The 23,424-nt window shown below is 29.9% G+C and carries 28 protein-coding genes; 26 read left to right on the top strand and 2 right to left on the bottom strand.

Annotated elements, in window-relative coordinates; translation table 11 throughout:
• Nucleotides 1-13: 13 nt before the first annotated feature.
• The 11 genes from rnpA (at nucleotide 14) to Q5O44_RS10040 (ending at nucleotide 9,550) form a co-directional block, all read left to right on the top strand.
• The gene (gene rnpA / locus Q5O44_RS10090; RefSeq protein ID WP_022168295.1) at nucleotides 14-364 is read left to right on the top strand and encodes a ribonuclease P protein component; all 351 of its coding nucleotides are present in this window, start codon (nucleotides 14-16) and stop codon (nucleotides 362-364) included.
• Nucleotides 361-576 (top strand): membrane protein insertion efficiency factor YidD, encoded by a 216-nt coding sequence (yidD, locus tag Q5O44_RS10085; protein WP_291662561.1) that lies wholly within the window; start codon nucleotides 361-363, stop codon nucleotides 574-576. Before rnpA ends, yidD begins: the two co-directional genes overlap by 4 nt.
• Nucleotides 577-590: 14 nt before the next feature.
• Nucleotides 591-1,358 carry a membrane protein insertase YidC gene (yidC, locus tag Q5O44_RS10080; RefSeq protein WP_022168293.1) on the top strand — a complete coding sequence of 256 codons (768 nt, stop codon included), beginning with the start codon at nucleotides 591-593 and terminating at the stop codon, nucleotides 1,356-1,358.
• Between the two features lie 28 nt (nucleotides 1,359-1,386).
• The gene (gene jag / locus Q5O44_RS10075) at nucleotides 1,387-2,010 is read left to right on the top strand and encodes an RNA-binding cell elongation regulator Jag/EloR (RefSeq protein ID WP_022168292.1); all 624 of its coding nucleotides are present in this window, start codon (nucleotides 1,387-1,389) and stop codon (nucleotides 2,008-2,010) included.
• Nucleotides 2,011-2,143: 133 nt separating this feature from the next.
• Nucleotides 2,144-3,517 carry a tRNA uridine-5-carboxymethylaminomethyl(34) synthesis GTPase MnmE gene (gene mnmE, locus Q5O44_RS10070; RefSeq protein ID WP_022168291.1) on the top strand — a complete coding sequence of 458 codons (1,374 nt, stop codon included), beginning with the start codon at nucleotides 2,144-2,146 and terminating at the stop codon, nucleotides 3,515-3,517.
• 12 nt (nucleotides 3,518-3,529) lie between these two features.
• On the top strand, nucleotides 3,530-5,431 hold the full coding sequence (gene mnmG, locus Q5O44_RS10065) for a tRNA uridine-5-carboxymethylaminomethyl(34) synthesis enzyme MnmG (RefSeq protein WP_022168290.1): 1,902 nt from the start codon (nucleotides 3,530-3,532) through the stop codon (nucleotides 5,429-5,431).
• A 1-nt stretch (nucleotide 5,432) separates the two neighbouring features.
• A complete protein-coding gene (rsmG, locus tag Q5O44_RS10060; RefSeq protein ID WP_022168289.1) occupies nucleotides 5,433-6,152 on the top strand; it encodes a 16S rRNA (guanine(527)-N(7))-methyltransferase RsmG in 720 nt (239 codons plus the stop codon).
• Nucleotides 6,153-6,262: 110 nt separating this feature from the next.
• Nucleotides 6,263-7,036 carry a nucleoid occlusion protein gene (gene noc / locus Q5O44_RS10055; RefSeq protein ID WP_302637799.1) on the top strand — a complete coding sequence of 258 codons (774 nt, stop codon included), beginning with the start codon at nucleotides 6,263-6,265 and terminating at the stop codon, nucleotides 7,034-7,036.
• Between the two features lie 322 nt (nucleotides 7,037-7,358).
• The gene (locus tag Q5O44_RS10050; RefSeq protein WP_022168287.1) at nucleotides 7,359-8,120 is read left to right on the top strand and encodes a ParA family protein; all 762 of its coding nucleotides are present in this window, start codon (nucleotides 7,359-7,361) and stop codon (nucleotides 8,118-8,120) included.
• A 12-nt stretch (nucleotides 8,121-8,132) separates the two neighbouring features.
• On the top strand, nucleotides 8,133-9,011 hold the full coding sequence (locus Q5O44_RS10045) for a ParB/RepB/Spo0J family partition protein (protein ID WP_022168286.1): 879 nt from the start codon (nucleotides 8,133-8,135) through the stop codon (nucleotides 9,009-9,011).
• A gap of 38 nt (nucleotides 9,012-9,049) precedes the next feature.
• Nucleotides 9,050-9,550 carry a DUF4446 family protein gene (locus Q5O44_RS10040; RefSeq protein WP_022168285.1) on the top strand — a complete coding sequence of 167 codons (501 nt, stop codon included), beginning with the start codon at nucleotides 9,050-9,052 and terminating at the stop codon, nucleotides 9,548-9,550.
• Between the two features lie 46 nt (nucleotides 9,551-9,596).
• Here the strand turns inward: Q5O44_RS10040 and yyaC are convergent, their stop codons facing one another.
• Together yyaC and Q5O44_RS10030 are read right to left on the bottom strand one after the other, a co-directional pair.
• Nucleotides 9,597-10,139 carry a spore protease YyaC gene (gene yyaC / locus Q5O44_RS10035; RefSeq protein ID WP_022168284.1) on the bottom strand — a complete coding sequence of 181 codons (543 nt, stop codon included), beginning with the start codon at nucleotides 10,137-10,139 and terminating at the stop codon, nucleotides 9,597-9,599.
• Between the two features lie 88 nt (nucleotides 10,140-10,227).
• Nucleotides 10,228-11,382, bottom strand: a complete 1,155-nt coding sequence (locus Q5O44_RS10030; RefSeq protein WP_022168283.1) for an aminotransferase class V-fold PLP-dependent enzyme — start codon at nucleotides 11,380-11,382, stop codon at nucleotides 10,228-10,230.
• Between the two features lie 174 nt (nucleotides 11,383-11,556).
• Here Q5O44_RS10030 and Q5O44_RS10025 point away from each other — a divergent pair, with 174 nt between their 5' ends.
• From Q5O44_RS10025 to Q5O44_RS09955, 15 genes are all read left to right on the top strand, one after another.
• The gene (locus tag Q5O44_RS10025; protein WP_022168282.1) at nucleotides 11,557-11,796 is read left to right on the top strand and encodes a DUF3343 domain-containing protein; all 240 of its coding nucleotides are present in this window, start codon (nucleotides 11,557-11,559) and stop codon (nucleotides 11,794-11,796) included.
• Between the two features lie 23 nt (nucleotides 11,797-11,819).
• On the top strand, nucleotides 11,820-12,002 hold the full coding sequence (locus Q5O44_RS10020; protein ID WP_022168281.1) for a DUF951 domain-containing protein: 183 nt from the start codon (nucleotides 11,820-11,822) through the stop codon (nucleotides 12,000-12,002).
• A gap of 114 nt (nucleotides 12,003-12,116) precedes the next feature.
• A complete protein-coding gene (rpsF, locus tag Q5O44_RS10015) occupies nucleotides 12,117-12,404 on the top strand; it encodes a 30S ribosomal protein S6 (RefSeq protein WP_291662544.1) in 288 nt (95 codons plus the stop codon).
• A 16-nt stretch (nucleotides 12,405-12,420) separates the two neighbouring features.
• Nucleotides 12,421-12,879, top strand: coding sequence for a single-stranded DNA-binding protein (locus Q5O44_RS10010; protein ID WP_022168279.1), 459 nt, complete (start codon nucleotides 12,421-12,423; stop codon nucleotides 12,877-12,879).
• 37 nt (nucleotides 12,880-12,916) lie between these two features.
• Complete coding sequence (rpsR, locus tag Q5O44_RS10005; RefSeq protein WP_022168278.1) at nucleotides 12,917-13,159, top strand: 30S ribosomal protein S18; 243 nt, start codon at nucleotides 12,917-12,919, stop codon at nucleotides 13,157-13,159.
• Nucleotides 13,160-13,315: 156 nt separating this feature from the next.
• Nucleotides 13,316-13,633, top strand: a complete 318-nt coding sequence (locus Q5O44_RS10000) for a MazG-like family protein (RefSeq protein WP_022168277.1) — start codon at nucleotides 13,316-13,318, stop codon at nucleotides 13,631-13,633.
• Nucleotides 13,634-13,654: 21 nt separating this feature from the next.
• Entirely contained in the window at nucleotides 13,655-15,598 is a 1,944-nt protein-coding gene (locus Q5O44_RS09995; protein ID WP_022168276.1) for a DHH family phosphoesterase, read from the top strand.
• Nucleotides 15,599-15,704: 106 nt separating this feature from the next.
• Nucleotides 15,705-16,151 (top strand): 50S ribosomal protein L9, encoded by a 447-nt coding sequence (gene rplI, locus Q5O44_RS09990; RefSeq protein ID WP_022168275.1) that lies wholly within the window; start codon nucleotides 15,705-15,707, stop codon nucleotides 16,149-16,151.
• A gap of 48 nt (nucleotides 16,152-16,199) precedes the next feature.
• Nucleotides 16,200-18,056: a Lon family ATP-dependent protease gene (gene lonC / locus Q5O44_RS09985; RefSeq protein ID WP_302650889.1), complete on the top strand. Its 1,857-nt coding sequence runs from the start codon at nucleotides 16,200-16,202 to the stop codon at nucleotides 18,054-18,056.
• Nucleotides 18,057-18,203: 147 nt separating this feature from the next.
• Nucleotides 18,204-19,541 carry a replicative DNA helicase gene (locus Q5O44_RS09980; RefSeq protein WP_022168273.1) on the top strand — a complete coding sequence of 446 codons (1,338 nt, stop codon included), beginning with the start codon at nucleotides 18,204-18,206 and terminating at the stop codon, nucleotides 19,539-19,541.
• Nucleotides 19,542-19,565: 24 nt separating this feature from the next.
• Entirely contained in the window at nucleotides 19,566-20,366 is an 801-nt protein-coding gene (proC, locus tag Q5O44_RS09975) for a pyrroline-5-carboxylate reductase (RefSeq protein ID WP_302637797.1), read from the top strand.
• 264 nt (nucleotides 20,367-20,630) lie between these two features.
• Nucleotides 20,631-21,917, top strand: a complete 1,287-nt coding sequence (locus tag Q5O44_RS09970; RefSeq protein WP_022168271.1) for an adenylosuccinate synthase — start codon at nucleotides 20,631-20,633, stop codon at nucleotides 21,915-21,917.
• A gap of 59 nt (nucleotides 21,918-21,976) precedes the next feature.
• Nucleotides 21,977-22,183: a DUF1858 domain-containing protein gene (locus tag Q5O44_RS09965; RefSeq protein ID WP_022168270.1), complete on the top strand. Its 207-nt coding sequence runs from the start codon at nucleotides 21,977-21,979 to the stop codon at nucleotides 22,181-22,183.
• 121 nt (nucleotides 22,184-22,304) lie between these two features.
• Entirely contained in the window at nucleotides 22,305-22,487 is a 183-nt protein-coding gene (locus Q5O44_RS09960; RefSeq protein ID WP_022168269.1) for a DUF1858 domain-containing protein, read from the top strand.
• An 84-nt stretch (nucleotides 22,488-22,571) separates the two neighbouring features.
• Nucleotides 22,572-23,321 (top strand): acyl-[acyl-carrier-protein] thioesterase, encoded by a 750-nt coding sequence (locus tag Q5O44_RS09955; RefSeq protein ID WP_022168268.1) that lies wholly within the window; start codon nucleotides 22,572-22,574, stop codon nucleotides 23,319-23,321.
• The last annotated feature ends 103 nt before the right edge of the window (nucleotides 23,322-23,424 follow it).

The raw sequence follows: 23,424 nt of genomic DNA, 5'->3' as shown, positions 1-23,424 counted from the left end.
TATAATATTACTTATGATATATAAATTAAGAAAAAACGCAGAATTTAGACTTGTTTATAAAAAAGGAAAATCTTATGCTAACAACTTATTGGTACTATACGTTTTTCCTAATAAAAAAAATAAGGATGATAATAATATTCCTTATAATAAATTAGGTATATCCGTTAGTAAAAAAGTAGGTAATAGCGTAGTTAGAAGTAGAAGCAAGAGATTAATATATGAAGCTTACAGATTAAATTATCATGAACTTAAGCCAGGATATGATTATGTATTTGTAGCCAGAAGCGCTATAAAGGATAAAAAATATTCTGATGTGGAAGGAGCTATGAAAAATTTATTTAAAAAGGCAGGAATATATTTATAATGAAAAAAGTGCTTTTGCAAATAATAAATTTATATCAAAAATATTACTCTCCCACAAGGCCAGCTAGATGTATTTTTGTACCATCTTGTTCGCAATATGCTGTGGAAGCCATAGAAAAATATGGCTCCATAAAGGGGAGTTATATGGCTATCAAAAGAATTTTAAGGTGTAATCCTTTTAACAAAAACGGGGGATATGATCCTGTAAAATAAGGAGGTTATTTTCAATGTGGAGTGCTATAGTTAATGGAATGACTGCAATCTTCAGTGCGTTACATTCTTTTATAGTATCTTTAGGGATACCAGAAAACAAGGAAGGTCTTTCTTATGTATTAGCAATTTTTATATTTACATTAATAATAAGATTGCTGATTTTACCACTAAATATTAAGTCTACTAAGTCAAATGCAAAAATGCAGGAAATACAACCTGAATTAAAGAAAATTCAGGCAAAATATGCCAATGATCCTCAAAAAATGCAATTAGAGACTTCAAAACTAATGAAAGAAAATAATGTAAGTATGTTTGGAGGATGTCTTCCTGCATTATTACCATTACCTATATTATTTGCTTTATATTATGTATTTAGAAATATACAGCCAACAGATGGTGCTGATTTATCTTTCTTATTCATAAATAACGTATTTGCTATGCCAACAAGTATGTTTAATGTAACTTCAATAATACTTGGTATACTTGCTGCATTAAGTACTTATATACCATCATTATTATTAAGTAAGTCAATGTCTACTAATTCAGAAGATAGCCCAATGAACATGGGAACAATGAACATAGTTATGGCAGGTATGATGGGCTTCATGGCACTTCAATTCCAACCAATACTAGTTATTTACTGGATAATTGGAGGACTTATTCAATTAGTTCAAACATATTTTATTAATTATTTGCCAGCTAAGAAAAAAGCTGACGAAAAAGCTAAACTAGAAGCAGAAAAAAAGGTATATGCACCAAAGTCTAAAAAGAAAAAGAAATAAGTTAATACTTATAGGTGGTGAATAGACTATGAAAACAATAGAAGTCAATGGTAGAACTGTTGATGAAGCTTTAGAAACTGCTTTAAAGGAGTTAAAAGTTGATAAAGATAAAGTAACTGTAGAAATAGTTGATGAAGGCAGTAGAGGTTTTTTAAATCTTATAGGTGCAAAACCAGCTAGAATCAAGGTTACTGTTAAGAGAAATGCTGCAGAAGATGTCAGGGTATTTTTACATGATGTGTTAGAAGCCATGGGAGTAAATGCAAAATTAGATATTAAAGAAGAAAAGGGAGTACTATCTATCAATATCAGTGGTGATAAGATGGGATTAGTTATTGGATATAGGGGGGAAACCTTAGATTCATTGCAATATCTTACTTCTTTAGTTATTAATAAGAACCATGAAGATGAATATATTAGAGTTTCTTTAGATACAGAGAATTATAGACAGAAAAGAGAAGAAACTTTAATAAAGGTTGCACAAAAGACAGCATATAAGGTTAGAAAATCTGGAAGAGCTTATAAATTAGAACCAATGAATCCATATGAAAGAAGAATAATTCATTCTGCTTTACAGGATTATAATGATATAAATACTTATAGTGAAGGTGAAGAGCCATTTAGAAGAGTAGTTGTAAGTATTAAAAGATAGTGGAAAAAGGTGTCAAAATGACACCTTTTTTCACTTTTTGTTTTTTGACTTATATAAAATAGTCTTGTAAAATGAATATTAGCTAATTTAGGGTATAATAACTAATAAAATATATTCTAAGGAGGATATATAAATGCGAGATTTTGATACAATATGTGCTATTGCCACACCTATTGGTGAAGGTGGTATTGCAATAATAAGAGTTTCAGGTGAAAATGCGTTAGAAATAGTATCTAAGGTATTTAGAGCTAAAAGTGGAACAGATATAAAAGAAATGAAATCATACACTATGAAATATGGACATATTTATGATGGTGATGATCTTATAGATGAAGTAATAATAAGTTATATGAAAGGACCTAGAAGCTTTACAGCAGAAGATGTAGTTGAAATAAACTGCCATGGTGGAGTAGTTTCAACAAATAAGGTTCTAGAAAGCATAATAAAAGCTGGTGCAAGGATTGCAGAACCAGGAGAGTTTACTAAGAGAGCTTTCTTAAATGGAAGAATTGATTTATCACAAGCAGAAGCTGTTATGGATCTTATAAGGGCTAAGACAGATTTATCTATGAAGTCTGCCTTAATGCAAAGTTCAGGATATTTATCAAGACATATAAATAAATTAAGAGAATATATGCTAAATGTAATGGCTTTAGTTGAATTTGCGGTAGATTTTACTGAGGATGATGAAGAAATAGATCCAAGTATCCCTAAAAATGTTGAAAAGAGCTTAAAGAGCGGTATAGAAGAAATGAAAGTGCTGCTTAAGGGAGCAGATGCAGGTAAGATTATCAGAGAAGGATTAAGCTTAGCCATTGTAGGTAAGCCTAATGTAGGAAAGTCTTCTTTATTAAATGCATTGCTTAGAGAAAAGAGAGCAATAGTTACTGATATAGCTGGTACAACTAGAGATATCATAGAAGAGTACATAAATTTAGATGGAGTTCCAGTAAAAATCATAGATACAGCAGGTATCAGAGAGACAGAAGATGTTGTAGAAAAGATTGGTGTAGAAAGATCTAGAGAAAAGTTAGAAGAAGCTGACTTAATATTATTGGTAATGGATTCATCAAGAGAAATAAGTGATGAAGATAAGGAAATAATTGAGCAAGTTAAAGGAAAGAAAACAGTTTTAATATTAAATAAAATTGACCTAGAACAAAAACTTGATGAAAAATATATTAAAGATTTTGAAAATATAATCAGAATATCTGCCAAGGAAGAAATAGGATTAGATGAGCTAAAGCAAAATATAAAAGATTTATTCTTTAGCGGATCTATTGAAACGGAAAGTCTTATCATTTCTAATTCAAGACATAAGCAGGCTTTAATAAGAGCACTGGAAAATGCAGAAGAAGCATTAGTAAGAGTACAAAGAAATGAATACTTAGATTTAGTTTCAATATATGTAATGTCTTCTTTAAAAGCATTGAACGAAATAACAGGTAATGAATTAGAAGAAGATTTGGTTAATAAAATTTTTGGCGATTTCTGTGTAGGAAAGTAGGAGAAATAAGAAATGAAACACAAATACAAATATGATGCAGGAGAATATGATGTAATTGTTGTTGGAGCAGGTCATGCAGGATGCGAAGCATCCCTTGCTTCAGCAAGAATGGGATTAAAAACATTAGTATGTACTATTAATTTAGACTCTATAGGATTAATGCCTTGTAATCCTAACATAGGAGGAACAGCTAAAGGTCACTTAGTTAGAGAGGTTGATGCTTTAGGTGGAGAAATGGGGATAAACATCGATCATACATTTATCCAATCAAGAATGCTTAATACATCAAAGGGGCCAGCAGTACACTCTTTAAGAGCACAAGCTGATAGAAAGAAATATCAAGAAAGAATGAAATCTGTCTTAGAAAATCAAGAAAACTTAGATGTAAGACAGTTAGAAGTAATAGATATTGAAGTTGAAGATGGAAAAGTAGTTGGTGTCTTAACTAGAAATGGTGCCTTCTTCAAATGCAAGGCAGTAGTACTTACTACAGGAACATATTTAAGAGCTAAGATAATTATCGGTGAAACTACATATAATAGTGGACCAAATGGATTAGCAGCAGCCAATGAATTAACACAAAGTTTAATGGATTTAGGAATTTCTACAAGAAGATTTAAAACTGGAACTCCAGCAAGAGTTAATATGAGATCTATTGATTTTTCTAAAATGGTAGAACAACCAGGTGATGATAAAATTGTGCCATTTTCATTTATGCATGATAATGTGGATAGACCACAAGTATCTTGTTGGCTAACTTATACAAATGAAGAAACTCATAATATAATAAGAGATAATATTGATAGATCACCTATGTATAATGGAGCTATTGAGGGGGTAGGCCCAAGATATTGCCCATCTATAGAAGATAAGGTAATGAAGTTCCCAGATAAGAATAGACATCAAATATTTATTGAACCAGAAGGAGAAGATACATTAGAAATGTATGTAGCTGGTATGTCATCATCATTACCAGAAGAAGTACAGATTCAAATGTATAGAACATTAGAAGGATTAGAAAATGTTGAAATAATGAGAACAGCATATGCCATTGAATATGATTCAATAGATCCAACACAACTTAAATCTACATTAGAATTTAAAACAATAAGTGGATTATATGGAGCTGGACAATTAAATGGAAGTTCAGGATATGAAGAGGCAGCTGCACAAGGTTTAGTTGCAGGGGTAAATGCTGCACTTAAGGTTCAAGGAAAAGATCCAATGATTTTAACTCGTTCTGATGGATATACAGGAGTTTTAATTGATGACTTAGTAACTAAAGGAACTAATGAACCATATAGAATGATGACTTCAAGAGCTGAATATAGATTAATTTTAAGACAAGATAATGCTGACTTTAGATTAACTGAAATCGGAAGATCTGTAGGATTAGTTTCAGATGCTAGATATGAAAGATTCCAAGAAAGAAAAACAGCTGTTGAAAATGAAATAGAAAGACTTAAAAACTTACAAATAACAAATAAGAAAGAAGTTAATGAATTTTTAGTAAGCTTAGGTTCTGCAGAACTTAAAAAGCCAATAAGTATGTATGAATTAATTAAGAGACCAGAAGTTGATTACTTCTCACTAGCACCATTAGATCCAGAAAGACCAGAGCTTAAAGAAGATATTGGTGAACAAATGAATATTATTTCTAAGTATGAAGGATATATAGAAGCACAAATGATTCAAGTAAATCAATTTAGAAAATTTGAGAAAAAATTATTGCCTGAAGATATAAATTACAATGATGTTAAGGGTCTTAGAATAGAAGCTATTCAAAAATTAGAAAAGATAAGACCAGTAAGTTTAGGGCAAGCTTCAAGAATCTCAGGAGTTTCTCCAGCTGATATTTCAGTTTTAGTAATTTACTTAGAAAATCAAAGCAAAAAGAAAAATAAGGAGGACTAATATGAGATTTTTTGAAGAATTAAAAACAGCAGCCAATGATGTAAATCTTGAATTAAGTGAAAAGCAATATGAGCAATTTATTAAATATATGAGACTTGTTCAAGAATGGAATGAAAAAATAAATTTAACAGCTATAACAGAAGATGAAGAATTTATTAAAAAGCATTTCGTTGATTGTATAAAGGCATTTAAGTCTAAAGCCATAGCAGAAGCTCATACGATAATAGATGTAGGTACAGGGGCTGGTTTCCCAGGAATGCCTATAGCTATCATGCATCCAACTGCAAAAATAACTCTTTTAGATTCATTAAATAAGAGAATTAACTTTTTAAATCTTGTGGTTAAAGAGTTAGGATTAACTAATGTTACAACAATTCACTCAAGAGCAGAAGATGGAGCAAGAAATCCAGAGCTTAGAGAAAAATTTGATGTGGCTACTTCTAGAGCAGTAGCAAATATGGCTGTATTATCAGAATTTTGCTTACCATATGTAAAGAAAAATGGGCACTTTGTTGCTTTAAAGGGACCAGCTATAGAAGAAGAATTAGAAAATGGAAAAGCAGCTATTAAAATATTAGGTGGAGAACTTAAAAATATAATAGAAGTATCTATCGAAGGAACAGATTTAAGACATAATATAGTTGAAGTATTAAAAGTTAAGGAATGCAATAAAAAGTACCCTAGAAAAGCAGGAACTGTAAATAAAAATCCATTAAAGTAAAATGTTTTATAAATTCTATAGCACTTTCTTTTTTAGAAAGCGCTATAGAATAATATTTATACCAATAATATAAAAAGGTTAATAAATTATGGGGGTTGGTCATAATGGATATAAAGAAAGAAATAGTAAATATAAATGTACATAATATATTTCCTAATGCATATCAGCCAAGAAAGTTTTTTAATGAAGAAGCATTAGAAGAATTATCACAATCGATTCAAAGTCATGGAATAATACAACCTATCACAGTAAGAAAAATTGGAGATAAGTTTGAATTAGTAGCAGGTGAAAGAAGATGGAGAGCTGCAAGAATGGCTAATTTAGAATCTGTACCTTGTAACATAATAGAAATAACTGATACGCAGTCTGCTGAAATAGCTTTATTAGAAAATCTTCAAAGAGAAGATTTGAATTTTATTGAAGAGGCTGAAGCGTATTATAATTTAATTAATGAACATAATTTTACACAAGATGAATTAGCTAAAAGAATGGGGAAAAAGCAATCAACTATAGCTAATAAGATGAGATTGCTTAAGTTAAGCTCAAAGGTTAGATTAATTTGTCTTGAAAATAGCTTAACAGAAAGACATGCTAGAGCTTTACTTAGTCTTCCAACGGAAGAACTTCAATTGAAGATTATTAAAAAGGCAATTAAGAATTCATTAAATGTAAAGAAGACAGAAGAGCTTATAAATTTAGAATTATTAAAGATTGCTGGGGAAGAAATGAAGAAAAGAAAAAAAGGAAAAGGTGTTCTTTCAGGTAAACTTTATGTAAATACAATTAAACAAGTATTAGGTAAATTTAATATTCCAGCAGAATATAAGTTGCAGGAAAAAGAAGAGTGCATAGAAATAACAGTTTCTATACCTAAAAATCAATAAAAAAATGGACACTAACGTGTCCATTTTTTTATGAAGAACTTAGATAATGATGAATGATGAGTGATGAATGATGAATTTAGGAATAAACTCACAGAGTTTATAATAAATTTTATTTTTCTGAAACTCTTTGAGTTTCGACATTAATTCATAATTCGTAATTCATCATTCATAATTTCCAAATAGATTTTACAAATCTATTTGTGATTGTTTCACGTGAAACAATTAACCAAAATTTTATATTGTCTGTACTTTTATTATGTAAAAAAACTATATATAATATAAAGAGGAGAGGGGGGATTAATCCCAAGAATTAGGGAGTTTTATGAAGAAGATATGTATTTTTAATCAAAAAGGCGGAGTAGGAAAAACTACAACAAATATTAATTTATGTGCATGTTTAGCTATGGAAGGATATAAAGTATTAACAATTGATATAGATCCCCAGGGAAATACTACAAGTGGATTAGGTTTAGATAAGAAAAATCTACAATTTTCCATGTATGATGTTTTAACAGCAGATGTACCTTTAAAGGATGTTATATTAAAAAGTGAATTAATACAAAACTTATACATAGCACCATCTACTATGGAACTAGCTGGAGCTGAAGTTGAAATAATAAATAAAGAAAATAGAGAAACAATACTATTAGAGCAAATAAAAATGGTAGAGGATCAATATGATTATATCTTTATAGATTGTCCACCGTCATTAGGATTTTTAACTATAAATGCTTTAACAGCTGTACATTCAGTTTTAATACCAATACAATGTGAATTCTATGCTTTAGAAGGTGTTGGTCAGTTAATGAATACCATAGGGCTTATTAAGAAGTCCCTAAATCCAGATTTATATATAGAAGGCGTATTAATGACTATGTATGATTATAGGACTAATTTAAGTAATGAAGTGTATTCTGAAGTTAAGAATTTCTTTAAGGACAAAGTATACAAATCTACAATTACAAGAAATATTAGATTAGCAGAAGCACCAAGTTTTGGCCTGCCTATAATGCTGTATGATGAAAAGTGTAAAGGTGCTGATGCATATAAGGCACTTACAAGAGAGTTTTTAGATAGACAATAGAAAGGTGATATTATGAGCAAGAAATTTGGGTTAGGCAAGGGATTAAATGCTTTAATTCCAGAAGAAGTATCTAATAATATTAATAGTAAGAAAGAAAAGAATAAAGATGGAGTAGCACTTATTGATATTAACTTAATAAAAAATAATAATGAACAGCCAAGAAAGCTTTTCGATGATGAAAAGATATTGGAATTGGCTGAGTCTATTAAACATAACGGAATTATACAGCCTATTATATTAAGAAAAGTAGATAGCAAGTATGTTATTGTGGCAGGAGAAAGACGTTGGAGAGCTGCGAAACTTATAGGATTAAAAGAAGTTCCTTCAATAATTATGGATTTGACAGATAAGCAGGTTATGGAAATATCCTTAATTGAAAATATACAAAGACAAGACTTAAATGCAATTGAAGAAGCAAATGCATATAAGAAGCTTATATCAGAGTTTAATCTGACACAGGAAGAGCTAAGTAAGAGACTTGGAAAGTCAAGAACGGCTATAACTAATACCATGAGATTATTAAATCTTTCTGAAGGTGTAAAGCAATATCTAATTGAAGGTGTGATTTCAGAGGGACATGGAAGAGCCTTACTTTCAATAAATGATGCTAAGCTACAGTGTGAAATAGCACAAAAAGTTATAGATGATAAATTATCAGTACGTGAGCTTGAAAAATTTATGAAGGATTGCAAGGAAAAGAAAACTTCTAAGCCTCAAAAGAAAGAAGATAAAAACAAATTAAATCCATATTATAAAGATATTACAGAAAGATTACAAGGATATTTTGGAACTAAGGTAAATATAAGCAATAAAAATAATAAAGGGAAAATAGAGATTGAATATTATTCAGATGAGGATTTACAAAGAATACTAGATATAATTAAGTTATAGTGTTTCACGTGAAACATTGAAAGGAAGAAAATAAACAAATGGATAACATATTAAATATTGTTAATGAATATTCGATTTTTATAGTTTTAGGATTAGCAGTAATCACAATATTATTATTTTTAATTACAATAATATTAATGATATCAGTAAGCAAGGTTAATAAAAGATATAAAAAGATGATGCGCGGATCTAAAGGAAGAAATATCGAAGAACTTATAAATAGTAATTTAGATAGAATTGAAGAAGCAGTAGAAAATTCTCAAAAATCATTAGAAATCACAAATGGATTTGAAGAAGCATTAAAGGGATGTGTTAATAAAGTAGCAATAATGAGATATAAGGCTTTTGAGGATGTAGGAAGTGATTTAAGCTTTTCTATTGCACTTTTAGATTCACATAATGATGGTATTGTTTTAACAGGTATTTATAGCAGACAAGACAGTACTACTTATGCGAAGCCAATAGATAAAGGTATATCTAGATATGAATTATCAGAAGAAGAATTACATGTTTTAAATGAAGCAATGAGCAAAGAATAATATGAAAAAATCTGTATCAAACTAAGAAGCTTGATACAGATTTTTTTTATACTGATTTAGAAAATAAGCTTATACCATTTGAAATAGAATCAGCCAAGGTCATAACAGTATACAATCTTGTATTTTGTAACAAGGTAAAATCCATACCACCAGAAATATTTACAATACCTTTAATAGACATATTACCTATGGCTGGTAGGGATTTATTAAAGGCAGCTCCTGGTGCTAAGGGCTTATTTTCAATAATAACCTTGCCAATATTATTAACTGAACCTAATGCAGCATCTATGGCAACTATATAGGGATTATTAAAATTAGCTTTAATCTTATCTAATATAGTCAATATGTTTGTGGCATGAATAGGACTTTCTAAGGAACCATATATATATAATTTTTTGGAAATAATTGACTTTAATTTATAACCAATTAATGGACCCAAAGAATCTCCAGTGCTTCTATCAGTGCCAATACATAAAAAAATTATGTCTCTATTTTCATCCATAATAGGCTTTAAGTTTTCCATGAAATATGCCTTGATTTCCGAACTTGAAGTGGGAGAAAAAGCATCAATACAACACATATCTTTCATTTAATACCTCCTATAAATAATTTCAAAACAATTTCATTATTTATGATTATGGGCATTAGAAAAACATAGTATTCAATAAAAATTATTTCTAATATAATTTATTAATTTTATTTAAGCTATCGATGACATATTTAATTTCTTCCATGGTATTGAAATAACCAATACTGAATCTGATAGTTCCATTAGGATATGTACCTATGGTTTTATGAGCAAGTGGAGAGCAGTGAAGACCGCTTCTATTACTTATGTTGAAATCAGAGTCCAATATGTATGATAATTCACTTATATCTAGCTTGTTATGGGAAAATGATATACAAGTGGTTCCTCTTTCAGGAGATAAATCACCATATATTTTATAGTTTGGCATATTAGCCATTTCATCTATAAGATATTTTCTTAAAGAGCTGTTATGTTCATATATGTTTTCAATGCCTTCTTTTTTAATAAATTTAATGCCTTCATTTAAACCTACTATTCCAGGAATATTTAATGTACCAGATTCAAATTTATCAGGTAAGAAGTCTGGCTGACTTAGTGCATGAGAAAGGCTACCAGTACCACCTAATATAAATGGCTCACATATTTCATTAAGTTCATCACTTATAATAAAACCACCGATACCTTGAGGTCCAAGTAAACTCTTATGACCTGTAAAAGCTAAAGCACTTAAGTTGAATTCTGCAAAATCTACAGGAAGTACACCAGCACTTTGAGCACTATCTAAAATAAAGAATATATTATTTTTCTTACAAAGTTCTCCTATTTCCTTTATAGGTTGAATAGATCCTATGACATTAGAAGCATGAGTTAGGACAATAAGCTTTGTATTAGGCTTTATTAGCTTATTAATACTTTCTACGCTAAGTATACCTAAACTATTTGCTTCTGCTATATCTAAGTCAATAATATTAGCTTCTTTCAAATTCCATAGAGGTCTTATAACAGAATTATGTTCTATAGAAGAAGTAATTACATGATCTCCTTTTTTTAATATACCGTTAATAAGTATATTAAGTGATGAGGTTATATTATTGGTAAAGACTACATTTTCTATCTTAGGAAAGTTAAAAAATGAAGCAATGTTTTCTCTTGTATCAAATACATATCTATTTGACTCTAAAGCATTGGTATGATTAGAACGTCCACTGTTTCCACCAATATTAGCTATAAAATTATACATAGAATCGCATACAGCTTTAGGTTTAGGGAAAGAAGTACTAGCATTATCTAAATAAACATTCATAAAAAACTCCTTAAAGTATATTAATATAAAAATCAAAAAATTTCCTTTATAAATTATGATAGAAGAAAAATTTAAAAAATCAATAGCAAAATATTTTGTATATATTGAAAAATAAGTATAATATACTATGAGTATTAAAGAACTGTAAATATGCCATCAGGGAGTGATATAAAGATGAAATATTATATAATAGTATTTAAAAATACGTTGGATGCTATGAGTGGAGAAAAAGCTGTGAAAGAAATGGGATTATCATTTAGAATGATGCCTACACCAACTTCAATAACTCAAAGCTGTGGCTTATGTGTAAGATTAGATGATGAAGAATCAGTAAATAAAGTAATAAATGAAGGAAATATGTCTTATAAGAATATATATAAGAGAGAAAATAATGAGTATTCAATGGTAAGATAAGTAGTAAAAAGGAGGGCTAGAAAATGATAGATAAGTTTGATATTGGAGATATAGTAGAAATGAAAAAGCAACATCCTTGTGGTAGCAAAGAATTTGAAGTAATAAGGCTAGGTGCTGATATTAAAATAAAATGTGTAGGTTGTGGGCGAATAGTGATGCTTCCAAGGGTAAAGTTCCAAAAAGAAGCAAAAAAGGTTATAAAATAAAAGCAAAATAAATAAAAAAAACTTGAAAATAAATATTTATAGTGATAAAATTTTAAATTGTAATCCCTGCTACACAAAGTGTAGCCGTGAGTCCGAGGGGAGGAGGTGAAAATGATGAGAAAGTACGAAACTATATTTATATTACACCCATCATTAGATGAAGAGGCTGTTAAAGCTAACATCGAAAAGTTCAAAGGTGTTATAGAAAATGGTGGAGGAACTGTAGAAAACGTAGATTTCTGGGGTAAGAGAAAGCTTGCTTACGAAATCGCAAAAGTTAACGAAGGTTTCTATACTTTAATAAATTTTGAAGCTAACACTGAATTACCAAAAGAATTAGATAGAGTATTCAGAATTACTGATGGTGTTATAAGACATATTGTTGTTAAACAAGAAAACTAATTAGGTGGTGTTTTAAATGAATAAGGTAATACTTATAGGAAGATTAACAAAAGATCCAGAACTAAGATATACTCCTGGTAATGGAACGGCTGTTACCACCTTAACATTAGCAATTGATAATTACAACAGTAAGACTGGTGAAAAATCTGCTGACTTTATTCCTGTAGTAATATGGGGAAAGCAAGCTGAAAACACTGCTCAATACATGAGTAAAGGTAGTCAAATTGCTATAAGTGGTAGAATTACAACTAGATCTTATGATGCAAAAGATGGCACTAAGAGATATGTAACTGAAGTTGTTGCTGATACATTTAATGGTGTATCCTTCTTATCAAGAGGTAATGGAGGAAGTAATAATAGTAGTTCATTTAATAGTGGCGGTTCTGATTATTCACATTCTGCAGATGATGTATTCGGCGGAATGGGCTTTGACAATGACATGACTCCAGTAGATGATGGAGATATGCCATTCTAAGGAAATATCTAATTTTATTAAAAAGGAGGTAAGACAGATGAGAGATATGAAAAGAAACGGAAAAATGAGAAGATCTAAGAGAAAAGTATGTGCTTTCTGTGTTGACAAAGCTGAATCAATAGATTACAAAGATGTTAACAAATTAAGAAAATTCGTTACTGAAAGAGGTAAGATTCTTCCAAGAAGAATTTCTGGAACTTGTGCTAAGCACCAAAGAGAATTAACTTCTTCAATAAAGAGATCAAGAAATATAGCTTTATTACCATTCACAACTGAATAGTAATGAGTTTAGGAGTCCCTGATTTTTCAGGGACTTTTATTTTTTTTATAAAAAATAAGAAATTTACATATTATGTAATTGACAGATCTATTTAGTTGCATAAATTATAAAATATTATTAAAATAAATATACAAGGGTATAAGGGAGGGGGAAGTTGTGAAAAAAGAGGATTTGAATATTATGGCTAATATGAAAATGATAGAAGAGCTTAAGGCAAATTTATTATGTATAATAGGTGAATTATATTCTCTTTTAGTGAGAGGAAGTAGTGCAGCTCAAGGTGCTATTTTAAATTGCATCTCTGGAGCTATTTTAATATTATACGTATTAGCACAAAAATTAGGGTATAGCTGCAATGAAGTAGATGATGATATGAGTAAGAAATTAAAAATTGGGATAAATGAAGGCCATTCATATGAAAAAGAGGGAAAAAATCTAAGTAAGCTTCAAAATCACCTTAAAAAAAGGTATTAATATAAATTTAGGAGGCTTTCAATGAAAGAAAAGCTACAAAAGTATAATATTTTTTTAATATGTGCTGCAATAATTTCAGCAAGTATTATTTCTTTTTACACATATAATTTTTTTCTAGCAACTATTTTTCTAGTAATAATGCTATTCATTATTTTATATGAAACTATAAATATAAATAAGGAAAATAATCAATCGAGTTTAATAACATCAAAAATCAAGCTTAATATAAATGATAATATTTCAGATATGTCATACCCAATTGCTTTAATCCATGAAAATGGTGAAATTGTATGGGGAAATAAGAGATTTAAAAAGGAATTAAGCAATCAAGATATAGAAGAACAAAGTATCTTATCTATAGCAAGAAATTTAGATTTACAGAAATTATTAAAATGTGATAAAGATTTAAAGCAACGAGTTAAAATTAAAGAAGGATTTTACAGTGTATATGCTAATCAAATAAAATATGATGAAGATAAAGCAAACAATTTATATATAGTTTATTTTATTGAAGTTAGCAACTTAAGAGACCTGTATGCTACAAAGGAAAGTGTAGTGCTTATTGAAGTAGATAATTTATCAGAAGCTTTGGAAAGAACTGAAGAAAGTAATAGACCTATGCTTGTGGCAGAAGTAGAAAAAGCTATAAATGCATATGGACAGAAGCTTAAGGCTATGATAGTAAAATATGAATCAAATAAATATGTTTTATCAGTACAAGATAAGTACATAAATGATGAAATAAACTGTAAATTTGATATATTAGAAAAAATATCAGGTATTGATATAGGAAATAAATTAGAAGTTACTTTAAGTATAGGTGTTGGAAGAGGGGGAGTTTCACCTCAGGAAAACTATAACTTTGCAGTAATGGCTAAAGAATTAGCCTTAGGTAGAGGTGGAGATCAAGTCGTTGTAAAAAATAATGACAAGATTCATTTTTTTGGTGGAAATACTAGAGAGCTGGAAAAAAGAACAAGAGTTAGAGCAAGGGTTATATCTCAAGCTATTAAGGAACTAATTTTTGAAAGCAGCAATGTATTTATAATAGGTCACAAGAGTCCAGATATGGATTGCTTAGGAGCATCAGTAGGTCTTTGGACTACTATCAAGCAATTGGGGAAGAATTGTAATATAATATTAGAACAGGACATTAATGCCATAGAATACTATCTAGAGCAATTAAAGAAAGATAGTTCCTATGACAATATGTTTATTACAGGTGAAGAAGCAGAAAAATATATAAACGATAAATCACTTTTAATAATTGTTGATGTTCATAATAAAGGATATGTTAAAAATATAGACTTAGTAGAAAAAATTAATAGAAAAATAATTATAGATCATCATAGAAGAAGCCCTGATATTATTGAAGGTGCATTATTAAATTATATTGAAGTATATGCTTCATCAACTTCAGAAATGGTTACAGAAATAATACAATATATACTTAAAAAGCCTGTTATAAAGCCTTTAGAGGCAGAAGGGCTTTTAGCTGGTATTGTTATGGATACAAAAGGATTCCAGTTTAAATCTGGTGTGAGGACTTTTGATGCAGCAGCATTTTTAAGAGAACTAGGAGCAGATACTTTAGAAGTTAAAAAGATGTTTGCTGATAGTTTTGAAGATTATTTAGTTATAGCTGAAACTATTAAGAATGCAGAAGTAGAGAATAATCTTGCCATAGCTGTTTGCCCAAGTTCTACATCTAATACAGTAATTGTTGCTAGAGCAGCCGATGAACTTTTAAATATATCAGGCATAGATGTATGCTTTGTTTTAAGTGAATCAAATGGAAGTGTTGCTATAAGCGGACGTTCTATTGGAGATGTAAATGTGCAAGTTGTATTAGAAGAAATTGGCGGTGGAGGTCATATGAATATGGCAGGAGCTAAGCTACATATGCCAATGAATGAAGCAATAAGCCTTCTTAAAGAATCTATAGCTAGAAATATGAAAGAATAAAAAACTTTATTATTTTAACATAGAGACCTTAATAAATAGTAAAATATAGATATAATTATAATAAGAAGACAATAAAGAATAAAACTTTAAAGGATAGGTGCATAATATGAAAGTTATATTATTACAAGACGTTAAAAAATTAGGTAAAAAAGGTGATGTTATAGAAGCATCAGATGGATATGCAAGAAATTATCTATTTCCTAAAAAATTAGCTACGGAAGCAACTGCTAATGAATTACATGTTCTTAATGCTAAGAAAGAAAATGAAAGAAAGAAAAAACTTGCAGAATTAGAAGAAGCTCAAAAATTAGCAGCTGAATTAAAAGGTAAGGAAGTTACTATTGAAGCTAAAGCAGGAGATGGCGGAAGATTATTTGGTGCAATAACTAACAAAGATGTTGCAGAAGCTATAAATAGCAAATTCAATTTATCAATAGATAAGAAGAAAGTTGTTATAGGTACAATAAAAGTTGCTGGAGGATATGATGTTGAGGTTAAACTATATCCTGAAGTTTCAACAAAGATGAAGGTTGTTATTGTTCCTAAACAATAAGGAGGACTAAATTTGAATTCATTTAATGAAAAATTAGATTTTAAAAATATATTAGAAAGTGATTTACCTTTAGAAGCAAAAGTAAATGTACTTTTTGATATATTAAAAAATGTTCTTGATGAAGGGGCAATAAGAGCAAGAACAGTAAGATTTAAATTACAGAAATATATTAATTCCACAGACATAAATGAGAGAATATATGCACTAAATGTTATTGCATCAGATGGAAATGGAGCTAAGGTAGTTCCAAATGATAGTGAAGCAGTAGATGTTTTAGAAGATGTAGTATATTGGATATCAGAAAATATTGCTAAAAAGTATGTTCAAAATAAAATTGAAGTGGAAGTTGAAAGGGCCTTAGCTGAGAGACAAGATAAATTTATGGATGAATTAAAGTTATCTATTATGAAGAAGCAAAAAGGCATTGAAAACTCAAAAACTAATAGTAAGCTTGAAAAGCTAGAAGCATTAGATGCTAAGAAGATAAATAAAAATGTAATGTCTCTTTTAAGACCTGAAACATTTGAAGAAATAGTAGGCCAAGAAAGAGCCATTAAGTCACTTTTATCTAAGATGGCATCACCTTATCCACAACATATAATTTTATATGGTCCACCGGGGGTAGGAAAGACATCAGCTGCAAGACTTGCCTTAGAAGAAGCAAAAAAATTAAAAGCTACTCCTTTTGATGAAGATTCAAAATTTGTTGAAGTTGATGGTACTACTTTAAGATGGGATCCAAGAGAAATAACAAATCCACTTTTAGGTTCAGTACATGATCCAATTTATCAAGGAAGCAAGAGAGATCTAGCTGAAATAGGAGTACCAGAGCCAAAGACAGGATTAGTTACAGAAGCTCATGGTGGAGTATTATTCATTGATGAAATTGGAGAATTAGATGATATTCTACAAAATAAGCTTTTAAAAGTTTTAGAAGATAAGAGAGTTGAGTTTTCATCATCTTACTATGATCCAGATGATGAGAACATTCCTAAATATATAAAGTACTTATTTGATAATGGAGCTCCAGCAGACTTTGTATTAATTGGGGCAACAACTAGGGAACCAGGACAAATCAATCCGGCTTTAAGATCAAGATGTACAGAAGTATATTTTGAACCATTATCATCAAAGGACATTGAAGGAATAGTAAATAATGCAGCTAAGAAGCTTGAGGTAACATTAGAAGATGGTGTAGCACATTTAATAAGTCAATATACCATTGAAGGTAGAAAAGCTGTAAATATATTATCAGATGCTTATGGATACTCATTATATAATAAAGAAGAAGTAGACAAAAAAGTAATTTCTTTAAGAGATGTTGAAGAAGTAATATCTATAGGAAGATATACTCCTTTTGAAATATTAAAAAATCTTGAAAGTGGAGAAGTAGGCCACGTTTATGGTTTAGGTGTAAGTGGATTCCTTGGTTCTACAATAGAAATAGAAGCAACTGTATTCCATGCTAAGAAAAAAGGTGCTGGTACAATTAAGTTTAATGATACAGCTGGTTCTATGGCAAAAGACTCAGTATTTAATGCTGCATCAGTTATTAGAAAGATAACAGATAAAGATATTAAGGAATATGATATACATGTTAATGTTATTGGTGGAGGACAAATAGATGGACCTTCAGCAGGAGCAGCAATTACTATTTGTATCATCAGTGCTCTTTTAAATAGAAAGATACGTCAGGATGTAGCTATCACTGGTGAAATTTCTTTAAGAGGAAAGGTTAAGCCTGTAGGAGGAATCTTTGAAAAAATTTATGGCGCAAGAAGAAAGGGAATTAAGCTTGTTCTTGTACCAAAGGATAATGAAAAAGAAATTCCACTTGGACTTAATGATATAGAAGTAAGAGCAGTAAGCGACATTGAAGAGCTTATGGAAATAGTGTTTGAATAAAAAACGAAGCTTAATGCTTCGTTTTTTTATTCAAAAATTATGAGTTAAGAATGATGAATTTAGGTAAAAAAGTTTATATATAAAATGAAAGTATAATATTATATAATAGTGTTATTGCAAAAAAATATTTGGAGGGAGGAATGCTTTATGGACGCACCTATGATGAGAAGCTTGCCGCAAAGTATCGAAGCAGAGCAGTCTGTTATTGGAGCAATGTTAATTGACAAGACAGCTATAGCAAAGGTATTTGAAAAGCTAGAAGAAGAAGACTTTTATAGAGATGGACATAAGGTCATATATAAGGCCATTAGAGAAATGTACGCAAAAGATATGGCTGTGGATCTAGTTACATTATTAGAGCATCTTAAATCAGCGGATATGTTAGAGAAAGCTGGTGGAGTTACATATATATCAGAGCTTAGTGCATCTGTACCAACTACAGCTAATTTAAGTTCATATATAAAGATTGTTGAAGAAAAATCTACTTTAAGAAAACTTATAAAGACGTCTACAGCTATTATAGAAGAAAGCTATAATAATGGCGGTGATGTTGAAAAAGTAATAGATATTGCCCAAAAGAAAATTTTTGATTTAGCAGAAAATAAAGATTCGAAAGAATATGAACCACTTTCAGCAGTTTTGGAAAGAGGATTCTTAGAAATAGAAAGGCTGTTTAATAATAAGGGAGAAATAACTGGAGTTGGTTCAGGGATAAAAGATTTAGATGCCAAGACTTCAGGGTTCCAAAAAGGGGATATGGTTCTTATTGCAGCGAGACCTTCTATGGGAAAAACTACATTTTCATTGAATATTGCAGAAAATGCAGCATTAAAAGAAGGAAAAAGCGTAGTAATATTTTCACTGGAAATGTCTAAGGAACAATTGGCTTATAAGCTTTTATGTTCTCAAGCCAATGTTGATATGCTAAAGCTTAGAACAGGTAATTTAGATGATGATGATTGGGAAAGAATTGCCCGTGCAACAGGACCACTTTCAAAAGCTAAAATTTACATAGATGATACAGCTGGTATTACAGTTATGGAAATGAGATCTAAATGTAGAAAGATTAAGATGGAGCATGGAATTGATATGATTCTTATAGACTACTTACAACTTATGTCTGGTAGTTCAGGTAATGACAATAGACAACAAGAAGTATCTGAAATTTCTAGATCCATTAAGGCACTGGCTAAGGAAATGGAATGTCCAGTAATAGCACTGTCACAGCTATCTCGTGCGCCAGAGCAGAGAGCTGACCATAGACCTATGCTTTCTGACTTAAGAGAGTCAGGATCAATTGAGCAGGATGCCGATGTTGTTATGTTCTTATATAGAGATGAATATTATAATAAAGAAACTGAAGAAAAGAATATTGGTGAATGTATTATAGCTAAGCAAAGAAACGGCCCAGTTGGAACAGTTAAAATGGCATGGATTGGAGCTCACTCTAAATTTGCAGATTTAGATTTAGTTCATACAGAATAAAATGAAGAGGTGTGGATTTTTATGATAAATAAGATAATTGGTTTTATAGGATGCGGAAACATGGGGAAAGCTATGTTAGGATCACTTATAAGTAGTGGAGAAATAAAAAAAGAAAATATAATTGTTTCAGCTAAAACAGAAGCATCTAAAGAAGCGCTAGAGAAAGAATTTGAAGTAAAATCAACTAATGATAATAAAGAAGTAGCAGCAAAAGCCAATATTATATTTTTAGCAGTGAAGCCTCACTTCTTTCAGGAAGTTATAGCAGAAATCAGAGATGTAGTAAGCAAGGAAGCAATAATTGTATCTATTGCAGCTGGTGTTACTATTGAGCAAATAGAAGAGTATTTTGGATTTGAGGTAAAATTAATAAGGACTATGCCTAATACACCAGCTTTAGTTGGTGAAGGTATGTCAGCTATATGTAAGAATAAAAATATTCATAAGGAAGAACTAGAAGAAGTTTGTTCTTTATTTAATTATTTTGGTAAATATGAATTATTAGAAGAAAAAGATTTCCATGCCTTTATTGCTCTATGTGGATCATCACCAGCATATGTATTTATGTTTATAGAAGCAATGGCTGATGCAGGAGTTAAACTAGGAATACCAAGGGCTAAGGCATATAAGCTAGCAGAACAAAGCATATTAGGATCTGCTAAATTAGCATTAGAGACAGGAAAGCATCCAGGAGAACTTAAGGATTCTGTTTGCTCACCAGGAGGAACAACTATTGATGCAGTTTTAGAGCTTGAGAGGAATGGCTTTAGAAATGCAGTCATCAGTGCTGTAGAAAAGTGTGCAGAGAAATCAAAAACAATGTAATGAGTTAGTGCTATCTAGCTCATTTTTTTATTTAGGGCAGTAAAAATGTAAAATTCGTGAAAACAAAAGAAAAATTTAATATTTAAAATAAAAGTATAAAATTAACACGTATATAAACAATGCCTAACGAATTATAATTTTTCAAAGCAAATAAATATTCGCAAAAATCTTGAAAGTTTATAATTACTTTGATAGTATGGATAGGTAAGAGATTATTAAAAAGTTATAAAATAAGGCAATATTTTTAAAAGGGAGGCAGATGTTATGTCAGCATTTATTGTTTTAGGAGCTCAATGGGGCGACGAAGGAAAAGGAAAAATGACAGATTATTTAGCAGAAGAGGCTGAAGTAATAGTCAGATATCAAGGTGGAAATAATGCAGGGCATACTGTAGAAGTTGAAGATAGGCAATATAAACTTCATTTAATACCTTCAGGAATATTACATGATGAAAAATTAAATGTAATAGGTAATGGAGTAGTAGTAGATCCAGTAGCTTTATTTGATGAAATAGAATATCTAGAAAAAGAAGGCGTAAGAGTAACACCAGAAAAATTAGTTATAAGTGATAGAGCTCACATAATAATGCCATACCATAAGGTTCTAGATAAACTAAAAGAACTTGCAAGAGGAAAGAATGATATAGGAACAACAGGAAAAGGAATAGGTCCTTGTTATACTGATAAGTTTGAAAGAAGCGGTATAAGAGTTTGTGACTTAATAAATAAAGAAGTTTTTGAAGAAAAGCTAAGAAGTAATTTAGAAGCAAAAAATAAATATATAACACAAGTATTAGGTGGAGAAGCATTAGATTTTGAAGAAATTCATAGAGAATATAGCAAATATGCTGAAAAAATAGCACCTTTTGTACAAGATACTTCAGTAGTAGTTTATAACAAGATAAAAGAAGATAAAAATGTATTATTTGAAGGTGCACAAGGAATGCTTTTAGATATTGATTATGGAACATATCCATATGTAACTTCTTCTAATACAACTGCAGGGGGAGTAGCAAGTGGTGTTGGTATAGGCCCTAATATGATAACTAATAGTGTAGGTATTGCTAAGGCATATACTACAAGAGTTGGAAAAGGACCTTTCCCTACAGAATTAGAAAATGAAACTGGTGAATGGATTAGAGAAAAAGGTCATGAATATGGTGTAACTACTGGTCGTTCAAGAAGATGTGGATGGTTAGATCTAGTTATATTAAAGACAGCTGTAAGAGTTAGTGGATTAACATCTTTAGTTGTAACAAAAATTGATACATTAGCTGGATTAGATAAAGTAAAGGTATGTACTGGTTATAAGTTTAATGGTGAAGTAATAGATTATTTCCCAGCAAGCTTAGAGGATTTAGCAAAATGTGAACCTATTTATGAAGAATTTGATGGATGGGATGAATCAGTAGCTAATGCTAGATCTTTTGATGAGCTTCATGAAAATGCAAAAAAATACTTAAATAGAATTGAAGAATTAACGGATACAAGAATATCAATAGTATCTGTTGGTCCAAAGAGAAGTCAAACTATAAGAGTAAAAGAAATATAGTATAAATATCAACCATAAAGGAAAGCCTATAAATATAAAAAAGTTAGAGGTGATTCTTTGTGGTTGATAAAAATAGTACTATAAGTCAAATTTTAGCGGAAAATCCAAGTGCAATTGATATATTCAATAGTTATGGTATACCTTGCTATGGTAATACAGAAAATCAATTGTCATCAGTAGAAGATGTTTCTATAAGATATGGAATAAATGTAGATAATATTTTAAATGATGTAAATAATAATGGTAATAATAGTGGTCTATATTAGTATTTAGTTTAGTAGTTAAAATATTATTTTAATATAATATTTGGAAAATATTGAAAATAAATTTTATATTATGTAAAATATATACAGTTATATAAAAAATGCTACTAAAGGAAGTGAGAAAATGATTACTAAGGATATGACAATCGGTGAAATTGTAAAGAATTATCCTGAGAAAATAGAAGTTTTAGCATCAGCTGGTATGGGATGTGTTGGATGCCCATCTGCACAAATGGAAACAGTTGAAGAAGCTGCATTAGTTCATGGACTTGATATAGAAGAGCTGTTAGCAAAATTAAACAAATAAATAAATAAAGGAATAGGTGTAGATATAAATCTATACCTATTTTTATACTTCTAAAATAAATACTATGAGAAAGAGGGTAGAATTATGGGAATAAGTTATGAAAAGATGTATGAAATTCATTATTATGAATGTGATAAGAACTTAAATTGTACATTAGAAAGCATAATGAATTTTTTGGGGGATGTAGGAAATAAGCATGCAGAAAGCTTAAATGTAGGAATGGAATACTTAACAGAAAGAAATCTTACATGGGTATTTTATAAATATAATATAAAGATAAATAGATATCCAAAGTATGAAGAAAAAATAAAAGTAAAGACTGTTGCAGAAGAATTTAAGAAATTTTATGCTTTAAGAACTTATGAAATATATGATGAAAATAATATTAAGATAGTAGAAGGTAGTGCATTATTCTTATTAATTGATATTGTTAAGAGAAGAGCTGTAAAAATTACTGATGATCAATACAAAGCTTATAATGTTGATAAGGGCTCCACTGGCAAAAACTTAATAGGCAGGTTAGAAAGGCTAGAAAAAGTAAAAAATAATGAATATGTTAGCAATTTTAAGGTTAGATATTCTGATATAGATTTCAATAAACATGTCAATAATGTTAAGTATGTACAATGGTTTATGGATAGTGTTCCACAGGAGATTAGAGAGGAATATGAGCTAAAAGAAATAGATATACTATTTGAGCATGAATGTTATTATAATGATGAAATTAAATGTGTCTGTGAAATTCATAAAAATGAAGATAATTTATTAGTATTAAGTAATATCCAAGATAAAGACGGTAAAGAATTGACTGTTTTCGTCTCAAAATGGGAATAAGAAGGGGCTGTATCGAAATAACTTTCGATACAGCCCTTCATTCATTTTTAATTTTACATTATCTAATCTATGCTTTGGCTATGCATTCAGCAGCTCTGTGTCC

This window comes from Clostridium sp. CAG:221 (assembly GCA_000435835.1).
In the GTDB taxonomy this organism is placed as follows: Bacteria; Bacillota; Clostridia; order Clostridiales; family Clostridiaceae; genus Clostridium.
The sequence above is the reverse complement of the archived record's forward strand: the minus strand, read 5'-3'. Positions and strand labels throughout refer to the sequence as shown.